This is a genomic window from Mameliella sp. LZ-28 (genome assembly GCF_012274245.1).
GTDB classification, from domain to species: domain Bacteria; phylum Pseudomonadota; class Alphaproteobacteria; order Rhodobacterales; family Rhodobacteraceae; genus Antarctobacter; species Antarctobacter albus.
The window spans coordinates 75,259-90,976 of sequence record NZ_JAANYX010000022.1 but is presented as its reverse complement, the minus strand read 5'-3'; the positions used below and the strand labels follow the sequence as shown (position 1 = coordinate 90,976).

General features: G+C 64.7%; 14 protein-coding genes. 7 read left to right on the top strand and 7 right to left on the bottom strand.

Annotated elements, in window-relative coordinates:
• Nucleotides 1-17: 17 nt before the first annotated feature.
• Nucleotides 18-920: a diguanylate cyclase gene (locus tag G9Q80_RS12965; protein ID WP_133065660.1), complete on the top strand. Its 903-nt coding sequence runs from the start codon at nucleotides 18-20 to the stop codon at nucleotides 918-920.
• A gap of 49 nt (nucleotides 921-969) precedes the next feature.
• Here G9Q80_RS12965 and G9Q80_RS12960 read toward each other — a convergent pair whose 3' ends face one another.
• From G9Q80_RS12960 to leuS, 4 genes are read right to left on the bottom strand one after another with little or no spacing between them, the layout of a single operon-like run.
• The gene (locus G9Q80_RS12960) at nucleotides 970-1,557 is read right to left on the bottom strand and encodes a glutathione S-transferase family protein (protein ID WP_088714244.1); all 588 of its coding nucleotides are present in this window, start codon (nucleotides 1,555-1,557) and stop codon (nucleotides 970-972) included.
• A 22-nt stretch (nucleotides 1,558-1,579) separates the two neighbouring features.
• Nucleotides 1,580-2,605 carry a DNA polymerase III subunit delta gene (gene holA, locus G9Q80_RS12955; protein WP_043137253.1) on the bottom strand — a complete coding sequence of 342 codons (1,026 nt, stop codon included), beginning with the start codon at nucleotides 2,603-2,605 and terminating at the stop codon, nucleotides 1,580-1,582.
• Nucleotides 2,602-3,069, bottom strand: coding sequence for an LPS assembly lipoprotein LptE (gene lptE / locus G9Q80_RS12950; RefSeq protein ID WP_232788146.1), 468 nt, complete (start codon nucleotides 3,067-3,069; stop codon nucleotides 2,602-2,604). The genes holA and lptE overlap by 4 nt, the downstream gene beginning before the upstream one ends.
• Before the next feature lie 7 nt (nucleotides 3,070-3,076).
• Nucleotides 3,077-5,668: a leucine--tRNA ligase gene (gene leuS, locus G9Q80_RS12945; RefSeq protein ID WP_088714242.1), complete on the bottom strand. Its 2,592-nt coding sequence runs from the start codon at nucleotides 5,666-5,668 to the stop codon at nucleotides 3,077-3,079.
• 181 nt (nucleotides 5,669-5,849) lie between these two features.
• Between leuS and G9Q80_RS12940 the strand changes: the two genes are divergently transcribed.
• Nucleotides 5,850-7,109 carry a glycosyltransferase gene (locus tag G9Q80_RS12940; RefSeq protein WP_043137260.1) on the top strand — a complete coding sequence of 420 codons (1,260 nt, stop codon included), beginning with the start codon at nucleotides 5,850-5,852 and terminating at the stop codon, nucleotides 7,107-7,109.
• A gap of 95 nt (nucleotides 7,110-7,204) precedes the next feature.
• On the opposite strand, the gene G9Q80_RS12935 is transcribed toward G9Q80_RS12940, so the two are convergent.
• Nucleotides 7,205-7,717 (bottom strand): DUF3576 domain-containing protein, encoded by a 513-nt coding sequence (locus G9Q80_RS12935; protein WP_232788145.1) that lies wholly within the window; start codon nucleotides 7,715-7,717, stop codon nucleotides 7,205-7,207.
• Between the two features lie 289 nt (nucleotides 7,718-8,006).
• Between G9Q80_RS12935 and G9Q80_RS12930 the strand changes: the two genes are divergently transcribed.
• From G9Q80_RS12930 to pdxR, 4 genes are all read left to right on the top strand, one after another.
• A complete protein-coding gene (locus G9Q80_RS12930; RefSeq protein ID WP_088714241.1) occupies nucleotides 8,007-9,011 on the top strand; it encodes a porin in 1,005 nt (334 codons plus the stop codon).
• 94 nt (nucleotides 9,012-9,105) lie between these two features.
• Nucleotides 9,106-10,566 (top strand): tetratricopeptide repeat-containing sulfotransferase family protein, encoded by a 1,461-nt coding sequence (locus G9Q80_RS12925; RefSeq protein WP_088714240.1) that lies wholly within the window; start codon nucleotides 9,106-9,108, stop codon nucleotides 10,564-10,566.
• A complete protein-coding gene (locus G9Q80_RS12920) occupies nucleotides 10,557-11,210 on the top strand; it encodes a YggS family pyridoxal phosphate-dependent enzyme (protein ID WP_069210880.1) in 654 nt (217 codons plus the stop codon). Before G9Q80_RS12925 ends, G9Q80_RS12920 begins: the two co-directional genes overlap by 10 nt.
• Before the next feature lie 206 nt (nucleotides 11,211-11,416).
• Nucleotides 11,417-12,892 carry a MocR-like pyridoxine biosynthesis transcription factor PdxR gene (pdxR, locus tag G9Q80_RS12915; RefSeq protein WP_069210879.1) on the top strand — a complete coding sequence of 492 codons (1,476 nt, stop codon included), beginning with the start codon at nucleotides 11,417-11,419 and terminating at the stop codon, nucleotides 12,890-12,892.
• Here pdxR and G9Q80_RS12910 read toward each other — a convergent pair.
• Nucleotides 12,885-13,382 (bottom strand): tetratricopeptide repeat protein, encoded by a 498-nt coding sequence (locus G9Q80_RS12910; protein WP_052244259.1) that lies wholly within the window; start codon nucleotides 13,380-13,382, stop codon nucleotides 12,885-12,887. The genes pdxR and G9Q80_RS12910 overlap by 8 nt on opposite strands.
• A 51-nt stretch (nucleotides 13,383-13,433) precedes the next feature.
• Between G9Q80_RS12910 and G9Q80_RS12905 the strand changes: the two genes are divergently transcribed.
• Nucleotides 13,434-14,669, top strand: coding sequence for a cytochrome-c peroxidase (locus tag G9Q80_RS12905; RefSeq protein WP_416045619.1), 1,236 nt, complete (start codon nucleotides 13,434-13,436; stop codon nucleotides 14,667-14,669).
• Between the two features lie 60 nt (nucleotides 14,670-14,729).
• Here the strand turns inward: G9Q80_RS12905 and fcl are convergent, their stop codons facing one another.
• Nucleotides 14,730-15,701 carry a GDP-L-fucose synthase gene (fcl, locus tag G9Q80_RS12900; RefSeq protein WP_043137277.1) on the bottom strand — a complete coding sequence of 324 codons (972 nt, stop codon included), beginning with the start codon at nucleotides 15,699-15,701 and terminating at the stop codon, nucleotides 14,730-14,732.
• Between the last annotated feature and the right edge of the window lie 17 nt (nucleotides 15,702-15,718).

The window sequence follows — 15,718 nt, the reverse complement described above, 5'->3', positions numbered from 1 at the left end:
CCAACAAGGGACGTTTCATGTTTTTCTATCTGTGGCTGAACCGCTTGTTCCCCAACAGCTTCACGGCAAAGGTCTTTTTCGTCGCCTTCATCGGCACCCATGTGCCGCTGATCGCGGCAGTCTTCTATGCGTTGGCACGCACCGGCGGGCTGGCGGCTCATCTGGATGTGCTGGGCCTCTTGCTGGCCGCAACACTGGTTGGATGCGGCGCTACGCTGGCTGGTCTCTGGGCCCTCCTCACTCCGACGCGGCGCATTCACGCCACCCTGACCGCCATCGAACGTGGAGAGGCACGCGCGCCCCTGCGCGAAGACATCCGGGACGAGATGGGGCTGTTGATGCGGGGCACCAACGCGATGGCCGCGAGCATCGAACGCCGTCAGGCACAGGACCAGGTCGCAATCCTGACCGATCCGCTTACAGGGGTTGCCAATCGACGTGGCTTTGACGCGCATGTTCCGGACACCGGCACCGGGGCCGTCGTCTTTATCGACTTGGACCATTTCAAGCGGATCAACGACACGCTGGGCCATGCCACCGGCGACGCGGTGCTGAAGGAAACCGCTCGCGTGATCGCGGGCGAGGTACGCCAGCGCGACGTGCTGGCCCGTTTCGGCGGCGAAGAGTTCGTGATCTGGCTGCCCGAGGCAAGTTCAGAGGATGCATGGCGGGTGGGCGAACGTGTCCGCGCGGTAATTTCCGAAACGCTGGATGCCGGCGGGCAACCGGTGACCGCCTCCGTCGGGCTTGCCGTCGGCGAAGGCCCCACAGCGATCAAGGCGCTGCTGGATCGGGCGGACGAGGCGCTGTATGCGGCCAAGGACGGTGGCCGCAACAAGGTGGTCGAAAGCATTTCGGGGCCTGCGGAAACCGGCGGTTTCACTTTCGCGCCCGCGCCTCTGCAACACGCGGCAGGCTAGGCCGAGGGTCAGACCTCGCGATCGGAACGGCCGACAGCACGGACCGGCACTAGGATGCCGCAGCCACCTGAAAGGCCGGACGCGCCCGCAAACGCGCGAGGTAGTCCGCAAAGGCCGCGCCTCCGTCGGGGAATTTCGCCACCTGCGCCCAGGTCCCGCAATGGCCAAGGATGATGTCCGGCACCAACGGCGAGTCACCCATCAGGTAAGGCCCCTCGGCCTCTTCCATGATGCATGTGATATTGCGGGCATATTCCGCCGCACAGGCCGGTTTGACCTCGGGGACGCGCTCTGCCTCGGGCAGGACGAAGGTGTGCTTGGACGCGGTCCAGAGCAGTGATTCCACCTCGTCCAGGATGCGGAAGGTCCAGGCATCCTGCTGTGCCCGCGCGATCGTACCGGCAGGATGGGTGAACCCGCCGTGCTTGTCCGCGAGATAGGTCAGGATCGCGGTGGAATCGCGCAACACGGCGTCCCCCTCGACCATGACCGGGATCTTGCCCAACGGGCTGATTTTGCGGATCTCCTCGGATTGGGGACCGGCGGGCACATGCGAATAGTCGAGGCCAAGTTCCTCCAGCAACCAGAGAACCCGGAAGGCCCGACTGCGAACCGCCCCGTAGACCGTATACGTCATCTGATTATCTCCCCTGTCTCGATCAGCGCCGGCCAAGATAGGCAAGCCGGACGAAGGCGCGTTCGACCAGCGCCATCTGCGGCGCCTTCTGACCGGCAGACCGCAGCGTAAGATCCGTATCCATGAGCAGTTTCAGCGCCTCTTCCAGTCGCGCGGACGACCAGCTTTGTGCCTGGCGCAGCATCCGGTCGCGGCGCGGACCAAAGATCGGCGGACGCAGTTTGCCGATCCCCTGCGCCGGGCCGCCCGGCGCCGAGGCGATGGCGAACAGCGTCCGGAAATGCCGCATCCCCATGATCAGCAGGGTCACCGGCGCCACGCCCTGTGCCGTCAGCCGCTGCATGACCGGGGCAATGTCGCCGGTACGCCCCTCGGCAAGGACATGAAAGATCTCGTCCATCTGTGCCTCGATCGAGGCGGGCGCATTCAGCGTGACCTCGTCCGGGGTCAGCGGCGCCTCGTCCCCGAACTTGTAGAGCGCGATCTTTTCAAGGGTCTGGCGGAAATCGCCCGGCGTCAGGTCGCGCGCAAGATGTTCCAGCGCTCCCATCGCCTCGCGGTCGATGTTCTTGAGACCGGCGCGGGCCAGTTCGGCCTCGATCTCTGCCCGCCCCATCGGATCGTTGTAAAGGGCTGCCGCATAAGCGTTTTTGGCGCCTTCGAACAGCTTCCGCAAGGATGAGCGCGCCGTCAGTTGCCCGGCCGTCGCGATGATCTGCGCATCGCCTTCGCGCCAGTCGCCAAGCGCTGATTTCATTGCTGCGCTGATACCGTCAGCCGCCTCTTCGACCAGCACCGCACGGGGGCCGGGAAAGAAGCCCTGCGCCTTGACCGCATCCAGCAGTTGCGCCGGATCGCGGCGCAGATCGCCACCCACCAGCCGGGTCAGGCGCATTTCGGCCTCGCCCTCGGGGCCGACAATGGCGGCGACGACCTCCTGCCGTTTCATCGCCACGCGCATCACGTCCTCGCCATAGATCAGCAAGCCCGCAACGCCCGGATCGGGCTTGCGGAAAAACGCATTCGCATCGCGCGGCGAAAGCTTCATGAAGAGGTGATGTCCGAGAGCAGCAGGTCGTCGATCACCTGGTCCGCCAGCAGGAACATCAGGCGTTTCAGGGCGTCGGTTTCCGCCGCGCGGGTCGCCACGGTCGAGCCGGTGCTGGAATAGCCGGTAAAGGCATTGGTCCGGCCCTGCAGCAAGGTCTTGGCGGTTCCGGCCTCGACCAGCGTGTAAAAGACGCGACCGATCAGGCGATATCGTGTCGTTGTCCCGGCCGAGGTCGACCCCATGTCCTGTTCATCCGTCTGGATGCGGATATCCAACCGGTAGGGGGCAGACGGACCCCCACGGCCCAATCGCTCTTCGAACCGGCTGTTGAAGTGATAACCCTTGTTGTCGTTCGGGTCCGGCAGCGCCACCGCGTTCAGCAGCGCCCCACCGGCCCCCTGCGGTCCGTAGACCGGGGTGAACCCGCAGGCGCCGAGGGCTGTCGCCCCCAGCAGGATCATTCGCCTGTCATACAACCACATTCACGATCCGCCCCGGCACCACGATCAGCTTTTTCGGCTGGCCCCCGTCGAGGGCCCTCACCACAGCTTCGTGTGCCAGCGCCAGCTTTTCAACCTCTTCCTTGGGCAGGTCCTTGGGCACCTCGATCTCGCCCCGGCGCTTGCCGTTGACCTGGATCGGCAGGGTCACCGTGTCCTCGACCAGCAGCGCCTCGTCCGCCTTGGGCCAGGGGGCGTCTGCGATCAGCCCCTCGCCGCCCAGCATCTGCCAGATTTCCTCTGACAGGTGCGGCGTCATGGGCGACATGAGCTGCGCCAGCGTTTTCGCGGCGAATGTCTTGGTCTCCTTGCCGGCACGCGATTTCGACAGCGCGTTGGTAAAGGCATAGAGGCGCGCGATGGCCGCGTTGAAGCCAAAGCTTTCGACCCCCATCGTGACATCATGGATGCACTTGTGCGTCTCTTTCAGCAGAGCGGCATCCTCGGCGGTCTCGGGCGCCTCATTGGCGGCGATCTCGGCGGCGATACGATAGACACGGCCAAGGTGCTTGTTGGCCGCCTCGGCCCCGCTGGCGGTCCATTCCACGTCCCGTTCGGGGGGCGAGTCCGACAGCACGAACCAACGGGCCGTGTCGGCGCCGTAGGTGGCGATGATGTTCATCGGGTCCACCACGTTGCTCTTGGACTTCGACATCTTGGCCGACGGAATGATCTCGACCTCTTCACCGGTTTCCGTCAAGAAAGCCTTCCCGTCACGAAGCTCTACTTCTTCAGGATAGAAGTAGTGTTGCCTCCAGATACCTTTCGGATTCTCGTCACTTCCCGTGGGTTCCAAGACCCATTTGCAGTAGATCGCGTGGGTGACCATGCCTTGCGTAAAGAGCGCGTTGAACGGTTCGGCACTCTTTTCCGGCAGATGTCCGCACTCGATCATCGCGCGAGCGAAGAAGCGCGAGTAGAGCAGGTGCAGGATCGCGTGCTCGATGCCGCCGATGTACTGATCGACGTTCATCCAGTAGGCGGCTTCCTCCATGTCCGTCGGCGTGGTCGCGTGCGGAGCCGTGAAGCGTGCGAAGTACCAGGACGAATCGACGAAGGTGTCCATCGTGTCGGTTTCACGTTTCGCGGGCTTGCCGCAGGACGGGCAGGCACAGTCGCGCCACGTCGGGTGGCGGTCGAGCGGGTTACCCGGAATGTCAAAGCTGACATCGTCGGGCAATTCGATCGGCAGGTTTTCCTTTTTCTCGGGCACCACGCCGCAATCGTCGCAATGCACCACCGGAATCGGGCAGCCCCAGTAGCGTTGCCGCGAAAGGCCCCAGTCGCGCAGGCGGAATTTCTCGACCCCCTTGCCCAGGCCCTTGCCTTCCATGAAGTCGATGGTGGCCTCGATGGCCTCGTCACCTGTCGCCTCGTCGAGGCCCGCGAAATGGTTGAGCCATTTCACCTTTTCCGTCTTGGGCGGCACAAAGGCCTCGGTCTCGACCGGCTTGGGATCATCGAGCGCCAGGAAAGTGTCGATCACCGGCAGATCGTACTTGCGGCAGAAATCGAGGTCGCGCTGGTCATGTGCCGGGCAGGCAAAGATCGCGCCGGTGCCATAGTCCATCAGGATGAAATTCGCGACCCAGACCGGGATTTCCCAGCTGGGATCAAGCGGGTGCTTGACCGTCAGCCCGGTGTCGCAGCCCAGCTTTTCGGCCTTTTCCAACGCCTCGGCAGTGGTGCCGCCCTTGCGCATCTCGGCCACGGCGGCGGCCAGCTTCGGGTCATCCTTTTCCAGCGCCTTGACCAGCGGGTGATCCGGAGACACGCCAAGGAAGGACGCGCCCATCAGCGTGTCGGGGCGGGTGGTGTAGACCTCGAGGCTGTCAAACCCATGCGTGGGCGTGCCCAGCTGCCACGAGAACTGCAACCCGCGCGACTTGCCGATCCAGTTCTGCTGCATCAGCTTGACCTTGGCGGGCCATTCATCCAGCCCGTCGATGGCGTCCAGCAACTCTCCGGCCATGTCGGAGATCTTGAAGAACCATTGCGTCAACTCGCGCCGCTCGACCTCTGCGCCTGAGCGCCAGCCTTTGCCGTCGATCACCTGTTCGTTGGCCAGAACCGTCATGTCGACCGGGTCCCAGTTCACCACCGCGTTCTTGCGATAGACGAACCCCTGTTCAAGGAAATCGAGAAACAGCGCCTGCTGCTGGCCGTAGTATTCCGGATCGCAGGTGGCGAACATGCGCGACCAGTCGAGACCGAAGCCAAGCGGCTTCATCTGGCCGACCATCGTGTCGATGTTGTCGTAGGTCCAGGTCTTGGGATGCCCACCCGATTTCATCGCCGCGTTTTCCGCCGGCATCCCGAAGGCATCGAACCCCATGGGATGCAGGACGTTGTGTCCCGTCGACAGTTTGTACCGCGCGATCACGTCACCCATCGTATAGTTGCGGACGTGGCCGATGTGGATGCGACCCGAAGGATAGGGGAACATCTCCAGCACGTAGTATTTCGGCTTGTCGCCGGTGCGGCGCGCCTTGAAGGTCTCGGCCTGATCCCAGGCCTCTTGCCATTTCGGCTCGATCGTAGCGGGGTCGTAACGCGACATGTGTCTCTCTCCGGCGGGCGGCTGTCGGGCCGCGTGATAGGGTGCTGAGCGGTCAAGGTCCAGTGCCAGCGCAAGATGGGTCGGACTGCAGTGCCCGGAACGCGAGTGATTCCCTTTTCCGCACCCGCCGACTAGGATGCCCCCGAAGGCTGCCCGCCAGAGGCCGCAAGAGGACGCGCAGATGAAGATTCTCCTGATTCACCAGAACTTTCCGGGCCAGTACAAGCACCTTGCCCCCGCGCTTGCCGCGCAGGGCCACCAGGTCGTTGCGCTGACCTGCAAGGTGAAGGAGGCACAGACCTGGCAGGGCGTCCGCATCATCCCCTACGAGATCAAGGGCGCCTCGACCAAGGGCATCCACCCCTGGCTGGCGGACTTCGAGACCAAGATCCTGCGCGGCACCTCCTGCTATCGGGGCGCATTGGGACTGAAGGAACAGGGATTCGAGCCGGACGTGATCTGCGCCCACCACGGATGGGGCGAGAGCATGTTCCTCAAGGACGTCTGGCCCAAGGCGCGGCTGGGGCTCTACTGCGAGCTCTACCACCTGACCACGCATCCCTTCGTGGACTTCGATCCCGAATTTCCCAGCCAGAACCCGGCTGGGGACAAGCTGCGAATCCGGATGAAGAACCTCAACAACCGGCTGCACGAAGAGGTCATGGACGCCGGCATCTCTCCCACCCGCTTCCAGGCCGCGACGTTCCCGGATCACTGGCAGGACCGGCTGACCGTGGCGCATGACGGGATCGACACCAACCTGGTGCGCCCGAATCCGGGTGCGCGATTGGAGATCGAGAATGGCCCGACGCTGACCCGCGACGACGAGGTCATCACCTTCATCAACCGCAACCTCGAACCCTATCGCGGCTACCACGTCTTCATGCGCGCCCTGCCCGACCTGCTGAAGCGCCGCAAGAACGCGCATGTTGTGATGCTGGGCGGCGACAGCACCTCCTACGGGTCGAAACCGCCCCAGGGAAAGACCTGGAAACAGATCTTCATCGACGAAGTGCGTGGACGAATCCCCACGCCGCACTGGAACCGCGTGCATTTCCTGGGGCGCGTCCCCTACGACCGGTTCCTGGCGATGATGCAGGTCAGTCGCGTGCACGTCTACCTGACCTACCCCTTCGTCCTGTCATGGTCGCTGCTGGAAGCGATGAGCGCCGAGGCCGCGATCGTGGCCAGCGACACGGCGCCGGTGCGCGAGGTCATGACCGAGGGGGAAACCGGCCTGATGGTGGATTTCTTCGACCGCGCCGCGCTGGTGGACCGTATCGACGCCCTGCTGGACGACCCCGACACGCGAGCGCGCCTGGGGGCGAACGCGCGGGCGCTGGTGCGGGAACAGTACGACCTGCACAGCGTCTGCCTGCCCCGCCACCTGGACTGGGTGCGGCACCTTGGAGACCTGCCCGCGCGGCCGCCACGCGACTGAACGCCGAGCCCTCGGCCAACGCCGGAGAATTCCAAAGAAAAAGGCCGGCACCCGAGGGGCCGGCCCGATATTCGGTGGCGGTCAGAGCATCAAGATCAGAGCCGGCTGTCCTGCCTGCGAAGCTGGCGGGCGCGGGTCAGGATCGCATCCTCGATCGCGCGCACGGTGGCCGGATCGACCGGACCGGACCGGGTGTGCAGCGCCAGGTTCAGCGACCGCGCGTCCAGCGCCGGATCGCTGATGAGAATCGTTGCCCGGTAGGCCCGACCACCGCCCGGCGGTGTGCCATACCCCGTGGTGATGACGCCCGAGAAGGGATCGACCGTCTGCACCGGCAGGAAATCCAGCACATCCAGCGAGGCATTCCATATGTACCGGTTGACCGCGCCGACACGGCCCGGATCCTCACGCTTCTTGAAGATGTCCCAGACCGAGCTTTCAGACCGCACTCGGCCCTTTTCCGCTTCTAGATCCCGAAAGATCTCTTCGGCGGGCGGCGTATCGACCGGCTGGCGCGGTTGACCGTTGCCCCCGAGGGATCCGCAACCGGACGTCGCCAGCATCACCGCACACAGCGAGGAGCCGATAAGGATTCGCGACGTGGTCATGGCAGTCCCTCTTGCGTCAACAACACTGCCGCCCTCCATACAAGCGGTACGAACCTGCGGCAAGCACGGATCATGAGCGGGTTTCTGCCCAACATTCTGCGCAAGACGCTGCAATAGCGCATAAAGATGGGGCTGGGCAAAAACCCTTGTGGCAATATCGCATCACTGGATTGCTTGTTGCCGAGTAGCTTTCCCGATGGCTTGCATTGCCGCCCCCCAAAGCGCATAGAAACCCCATCAAGGCCGGGCAATCGGCTTGGTACGTGCCTTTGAACACATGAGGGAAACAATGAAAAAGATCCTGTTCGCGACCACTGCACTGGTTGCAACCGCAGGCGTCGCCGCAGCCGAAGTTTCGCTGACCGGCTTCGCTGAAATGGGTGTGGTCGACGGTGACCACCTGTCCACCGCCCAGTTCCACAGCGACATCGACGTCACGTTCAACCTGTCGGGTGAAGCTGACAACGGCCTGAGCTTCGGCGCCACCATCGATCTGGACGAAGCGATCGACCCGAACTACTGCTCGAATCCGCTCGCAGGCGGCACCAACACAAACTTGCCGAACCCGGCTTGCGGCGAGTCCGACATGTCGGTCTGGATTGCTTACGGCGGCGCACGCCTGACCATGGGCGACACCGACGGCGCTCTGGACTGGGCCATGACCGAAGTGGGCATCGGCGGCGCAATCGCTGACGACCACACCACCCACGCCGGCTTCAACTTCAACAGCGGCCTGGACGGAACCTTCGACGGTCAAGTCGTTCGTTTCGACTATGCCTTCGACGCATTCTCGGTCGCCATCTCGACCGAAATCGACGACTCCGGCACCTTTGACCCGGTCTGGGGCATCGGTTTCCGTTACTCCGGCGAGCTGGCCGGCCTGGACCTCGGCGTTGGCCTCGGCTACCAGACCGTTGACCTCGGCGCAGACGTCGACGTGGTTGGCCTGTCGGTCGACACCACCTTCGACAACGGCCTGCAGGCCATCGTGAACTACTCGCAGTGGGACATCGGCGGCGTCGACGTTGACCACTGGGGCCTGGGTCTGGGTTACACCATGAACGCCCTGACCCTGTCGGCAAACTACGGTGAGTACAGCTTCCCGGGTTCGGCCAAGGACAGCGGCTTCGGCCTCGCAGCCAACTATGACCTGGGTGGCGGTCTCGTCGTTCAGTTCGGCTACGGCTCGAGCGACCTCGGCCCGTCGGCGTTCGGCATCGGTGGCGGTCGCTTCGCTGGCATGCCGGCTGACGACTACGACAGCTACTCGCTGGGTCTGGCAATGTCCTTCTAAGGACACCAGCCAACTGGCTTAGGGAAGAGCGGGCGCTTGCGTCCGCTCTTTTCTTTTGGTTGAACGACCTTCGTAGCGGACAAGAGAGCATGTGATGACGCCCCAGCAGATCAAGACGCAGTTCGGTCGCGCGCTTTCGCAAATCAGCAAGGGGCAACTCGACCCCGCAGAGGTCACTCTGAAATCCCTTCTGCTGCCCACGAAAGGCGCACCGGAGGTGCATTTCCACCTGTCCCGCATCGCGGAGGCGCGGGGAGACACCAAGGCGCAGGCCCTTGAACTGGATCGAGCGCTTGCCAAGAAGCCCTACGAAAAGACGCTGCTCAAGTCCGCGATCGAGGCGTATTCGCGCCTGGAGGCCTCCGACAAGGTCCTGGGCCTGTATGACCGCCTGATCTCGGCAGACCCGAAATCCAATCAACCGCGCGGTGAAAAAGCCGTCTACCTTCAGCATCTTGGCCGCTTTGACGAGGCGGAAAAGATCCTGCGCTCTCTCGTGAAACGCGTCCCCCGAAACGGCGAAATCTACCGCGTGCTCGGCTCTGGCCGCAAGATGCCCAAGGGCGACCCGCTGCTGGAGCAGATGCTGTCGCTCTGGAAGGATGACCAACTGCCCGAGATGTCGCGCATGCACCTGGGCTTCGCCCTGGCAAAGGCGGTGGAGGATATCGGCGCGACCGAAAAGGTCTTTGTCTACCTCAACCGGGCCAATGCGTTGCAGCGCCAACAGGCCCCATATGACCCGGCGGAACGGGAGGCGGAATGGCGCGCCTACCTGGACGCCCAGGAAAGCGACGACTACACGACGCTGGGCCATGATCAGGCGCCCCGCGCGGTCTTTGTCACCGGGATGCCGCGTTCGGGGACAACCCTTGTCGAACAGATCATCGCCAGCCACAGCCAGGCCCATGCGGGCGGCGAAATGGGCCATGCCCTGAAACAGGCGGTGGCACAATTCGGACCGGCACAGAAGATGACACCGCTGGCCAAGCTGTCCGAGGCCAAGCTGTCCCACTGGGCCGAGGCCTACACGCGGCTGGTGCGCCGCGACACGGGGCAGACAGAGGGCGTCGTGACCGACAAGTCGATCCAGACGCACATGGTCTTTGGCCTGATCGCGCGCGGCTTGCCCGGCGCGCGGATCATCGTGGTGCATCGTGATCCGCGGGACACCGCGCTGTCGATCTACAAGAACCATTTCAAGCTGGGCACGCACCGCTATGCCACCGACCTGGCCGACATCGCCGATGCGATCAAGATGTTCCGCCGGTCCGTAGAGCATTGGAAGCAAAGGATTCCCGACCGAATCCACGAAGTGCGCTACGACGACCTGGTCTCTGATCCCGAGCCCAACGCGCGGGCTCTGGTGGATGCCGCCGGACTGGACTGGGAAGAGGCCTGCCTGAACTTCCACAACTCGAAATCCGGGGTGAAGACGCTGAGCCTGATGCAGGTCCGGCAGCCGATTCACGCCGGGCGGCGCGAGGCCTGGCGCAAGTACGAGCGCGAATTGGCGCCCTTCATCGAAGCCTGGGGAGACGAACCGTGGGATTGAGCGAGATACAGGACAGGATCGCCAAGGCCTGTACCGAGGCAGGGCGCGATACGAGCGAGGTCCAGCTGATCGCGGTTTCCAAGGTTCAGCCGCTGGACCGGGTCGAGGCCGTGCTGGAAGAGGGCCACCGCCTGTTCGGTGAGAACCGCGTGCAGGAGGCGGCGGGAAAATGGCCGGATTTCAAGGCCCGCTTCGGCGGAGTCTCGGTCCATCTGATCGGCCCCCTGCAGACCAACAAGGCACGTCAAGCCTTTGAATTGTTTGACGCGATTCATTCCGTGGACCGGCCCAAGCTGGCCCGCACGATCGCGCGCATCGCGCAGGAAGAGGGGCATTGCCCCGAGCTGTTCATCCAGGTGAACACCGGCGAAGAGGAGCAGAAGGCCGGGGTGCTGCCCGCCGATGCGGATGGGTTCATCGCGGACTGCCGCGAGATGGACTTGCCGCTGCGCGGGCTGATGTGCATTCCCCCGGTCGAAGAGACGCCAAGCCTGCATTTCTCGCTGCTGAGGAAGATCGCGGAACGCAACGGGCTGGACGGCTTGTCGATGGGGATGAGCAGCGATTTCGAACAGGCCATCGCGCTGGGAGCGACCCATGTGCGGGTCGGGTCGGCCATCTTCGGGGACCGGGTCAAGACCTGATACGGGGCACCGGCAGTTTGTACGTTTTGTACAAAACGTACGGGCTTTCCAGCATTTTGTACAAGCCGTCAGGGTCTTGTTAACCTGGGCCTTTTCGGGACTGCGCGCGCCATTGTTGTTTCCGGTCCGGAAACGAGTCACATGCGCCCGAAGTCGCGGCTAAGTCCAGATTGCACCCCGCATCGGTCCAGCCTACTCTGCGCCGCATGGCAATCCCGGTCGAGACCTTTCACCTGTCCCCCAGCGCGCAGGGCACGCTGCAGGCGCGCATTCAGCAAATGGTGGCCGAGGGCATCCTGGACGGACGGTTCCAACGGGGCGAAAAGCTGCCCTCAACCCGCAAGCTCGCCCGGCACCTGGGCGTCAGCCGGATCACGGTCACGCTGGCCTATACCGAGCTTCTGGCGAACGACTATCTCGCCTCGCGCGGGCGATCGGGGTATTTCGTCTCTGACAACGCGCCAGAGCCGCCGGATTTCGGCACGCCGCCGGACCGGACCGACAGGGTCGACTGGGACGAGGCACTGGCGCAGAGATTCGCCGACGGGCCGCCTCTGGGCATGGGCAAACCCGCCGACTGGACGCGCTACAAATATCCTTTCATCTACGGGCAGGCTGACCCGACGCTGTTCGATCACGCCAACTGGCGGTTGTGTGCGATGCAGGCGCTGGGGGCGCGGAACTTCGACGCGCTGACGCAGGACCAATTCGACGCGGACGACCCGCAACTGGTCAGTTTCATTGCGCGCCACACCCTGCCCCGCCGCGGCATCCTGGCCCGCCCGTCGGAAATCCTGATCACGCTGGGCGCGCAGAACGCGCTGTGGCTGGCGGCGCAGATCCTGGCCACCGGGCGCGACGTGGCGGTCGAGAACCCCTGTTACCCGGCGCTGCGGCAGATCCTGCGGCAGGCACGCAGCCGCTTGTCGCCGGTGCCGGTGGACGAGGAGGGGCTGCCGCCCGAGGCGGTGCCGCGCGGCACGCGGGTGATTTTCACCACGCCCAGCCACCAGTGCCCGACCTCGGCCACGCTGCCCCTGCCGCGCCGCAAGGCCCTGCTGGACCGGGCGGCGGAGCTGGGGGCACTGATCGTGGAGGATGACTACGAGTTCGAGATGTCCTACCTGACGCCCCCCAGCCCGGCTTTGAAAAGCCTCGACGAGGACGGGCGGGTGATTTACGTCGGCTCGTTTTCCAAGTCGCTCTTTCCGGGGCTGCGGCTGGGCTATCTCGTAGGGTCCGAGCCCTTTATCCGCGAGGCGCGGGCGCTGAGGGCCAGCGTTCTGCGCCATCCGCCCGGACATGTGCAGCGCACCGCCGCGCACTTTCTGAGCCTTGGCCACTACGATGCCCTAGTGCGGCGCATCGGCAAGGCGCTGGCGGCACGCCGGGCCGTCATGGAAGAGGCGGTTGCGCGGCATGGGTTGCGGGTGGCCGGGCGTGGCGCGCATGGCGGGTCAAGCCTGTGGATGGAGGCGCCCGAAGGTGTGGACAGCGGCAAACTGGCCGAACGGCTGCGTGCCGAAAGCGTGCTGATCGAACCCGGCGCGCATTTCTTCGCCGGCGACCGCGCGTCGCAACGGTTTTACCGGCTGGGCTACAGCTCGATCCCCTCGGAGCGGATCGGGGACGGGGTGAGCCGCATTGCCGGGATGCTGGACAGCGGGACCGGCCTTACCTGAACGGGTACATCCAGACGCGGTAGTCCTCGACCAGGACCTCGGCCCGCTTGCGCTGTTCGCGGGTCATGCGCGGGGTCAGTTCCTCCAGAGAGTCCGGCGCATCCACGTCGCCGCCGATGGCCGACAGCGCGTACCAGAGGTAGGCGCGCACCAGGTCCGGTGCGGGCAGGCCCTGCCCCAGTTCATAGTACCAGCCCAGGCCCGACTGGGCGCCCGGATGCCCCTTGAGCGAGGCGCGCAGATACCATTCAAAGGCCCGTTCGGGATCTTTTTCCACCCCGAGACCAAGCGCATACATGACGCCGATCAATTCTTCGGCATCGGCGTTGCCCGACCGGGCAAGAACGCGAAACTGGTCCATCGCGGCGGGAAAGTCGCCCGCCTCCATCAGGTCGCGCGCCTCTTCGAGGTCGGCGGCAAGAACGGGGTTTGAGAAGCCCAGCAAGCCTGCCAGAATGACCGCATGCGCGCCTTTCGCCCTGCCCTGCATGTGCTCTGCCTCCTCTGGCTTGCTGTCGCGGCCCGCGCCGAGCCGGTGTCGATGGAGGATTTCATCGACACGGACCCCGCGCAAGCCCGGCTGGGCCAGTTGCTGTTCTACGATCCCATCCTCAGCGGCAACCGCAACATTTCCTGCGGCACCTGCCACCATCACAGCCTGTCCAGCGGCGACGGGCTGAGCCTGGGGATCGGCGAGGGCGGCGAGGGGCTGGGGCCAAAGCGCAGTCCCGGCACCGGCGCTGACATGATCCGCAAGCGCATCCCCCGCAACGCACCGGCGTTGTGGAACCTTGGGCACAGGTCGGTGCGGGTGATGTTCCACGACGGGCAATTGGAAGTGTCGGACCAGTTCGGCAACGGGTTTGACAGCCCGGCCGAGGAATGGCTGCCGCAGGGGCTGGACAACATACTGGCCGCACAGGCGCTTTTCCCGCTGACGGCACAGTTCGAGATGGCGGGAAACGTGGGCGAGAACGCGGTGACGGGCGCCGTGCATGACCGGATCGACCTTGGCTGGCCGGTGCTGGCGAAACGCGTACGGACGATTCCCGAGTATGGCGCGCTGTTCGTCGAAGCCTTCGATCACATCGACCACCCCAGCGAGGTCACGATCGTCGAGATCGGCAATGCTCTGGGGGCGTTCATCGCCGCCGAGTGGATCAGCATCGACAGCCCCTGGGACGACTGGCTGCGCGACGGCAGGCCCCTGCCCGCCCCGGCCGAACGGGGGCGGCAGTTGTTCTTTGGCAAGGCCCGCTGCGGCACCTGTCATTCCGGTCCGCTCTTCACCGATCAGGGGTTCCACGCCCTTGGCCTGCCGGCCTTCGGTCCGGGGCGCACGCGGGTCTTCGATCCGATGCCGCGCGACGTGGGCCGGATGGGAGAGACCGACCTGTTGGAGGACGCTTATCGCTTTCGCACGCCGTCCCTGCGCAACGTGGCGCTGACCGCGCCCTATGGGCACAACGGCGCCTTTGCCACGCTGGAAGGGATCGTGCGGCACCACCTGGACCCGGATGCCAGCCGGGCGGCCTGGCAAGAGGCCGAGGCCCGCCTGCCCCGGGTGCCCTGGCTGGCCGCCGGGGATTTCGCGATCCGGCAGGATCGGATCGAGATGGCGCGGCAGGCGCGGGCGCTGGACATCGTGCCGGTGGCGCTGAGCGATGCCGAAGTCGCGGATCTGCTGGCCTTCCTTGAAGCGCTGACCGGGGCGGGCGTGGATCGGCGGCCAATGGGGCGGCCGGAGCGGGTGCCCTCGGGGCTGCCGGTGGATTGAGCCCCGAAAACGCAAACGCGCCGGGCAAAGGCCCGGCGCGTCGGCAGTTAAGTAGGCGGATCAGCGGCGGAAGCTGTCCTGGTTGTCGAGGAACCACTGGTAGGTCTCGCGCACGCCGTTTTCCAGGTCGATCGAGGCTTTCCACCCCATGTCGGCCAGGCGGCTGACATCCATCAGCTTGCGCATGGTGCCGTCGGGCTTGGTCCGGTCCAGTTCGATCTTGCCCTGGAAACCCGTCACCTCGGCCACCATCTGCGCCAGTTCCAGGATCGAGACATCGACGCCGGAACCCACGTTGATATGGCTCAGCTGCGGCTGGGTGTTGGCATCGTAAGTGGCCTTGTCCAGGTCCAACACGAAAAGCGAGGCCTCTGCCATGTCGTCGACGTGCAGGAATTCGCGCCGGGGCTTGCCGCTGCCCCAGATCACCACCTCGTCCTTGCCCTCTTGCGCGGCCTCGTGGAAGCGTCGGATCAGGGCGGGCAGGACGTGGCTGTTTTCCGGGTGGAAGTTGTCGCCGGGTCCATAGAGGTTGGTCGGCATGACCGAGCGATAATCCACGCCGTACTGGCGGTTGTAGCTTTCGCAGATCTTGATGCCGGCGATCTTGGCGACGGCATAAGGTTCGTTGGTGGGTTCCAGCGGGCCGGTCAGCAGCGCGGCCTCGCGCATGGGCTGCGGCACGGCCTTGGGATAGATGCAGGACGACCCCAGTTGCAGCAGCCGTTCCACCCCCGCCTCCCAGGCGGCGTGGATGACGTTACACTGCACCATCAGGTTGTCGTAGATGAACTCTGCCGGATAGCTGTTGTTGGCCAGGATACCGCCGACCTTGGCCGCGGCCAGCACGACGATGTCGGGCTTTTCCTCTTGCATGAAGGCCTTGACCGCCGCCTGGTTCGTCAGCTCCAGCTCGGCATGGGTGCGGGTGACGAGGGTGATGTCCTCCCCCGCCTCCTGGCGCTGCTTAAGCTTGCGGGTGATGGCCCCGCCCACCATACCGCGATGGCCTGCGACGTAGATCTTGGGCATAATGTGCCTCCTGACTT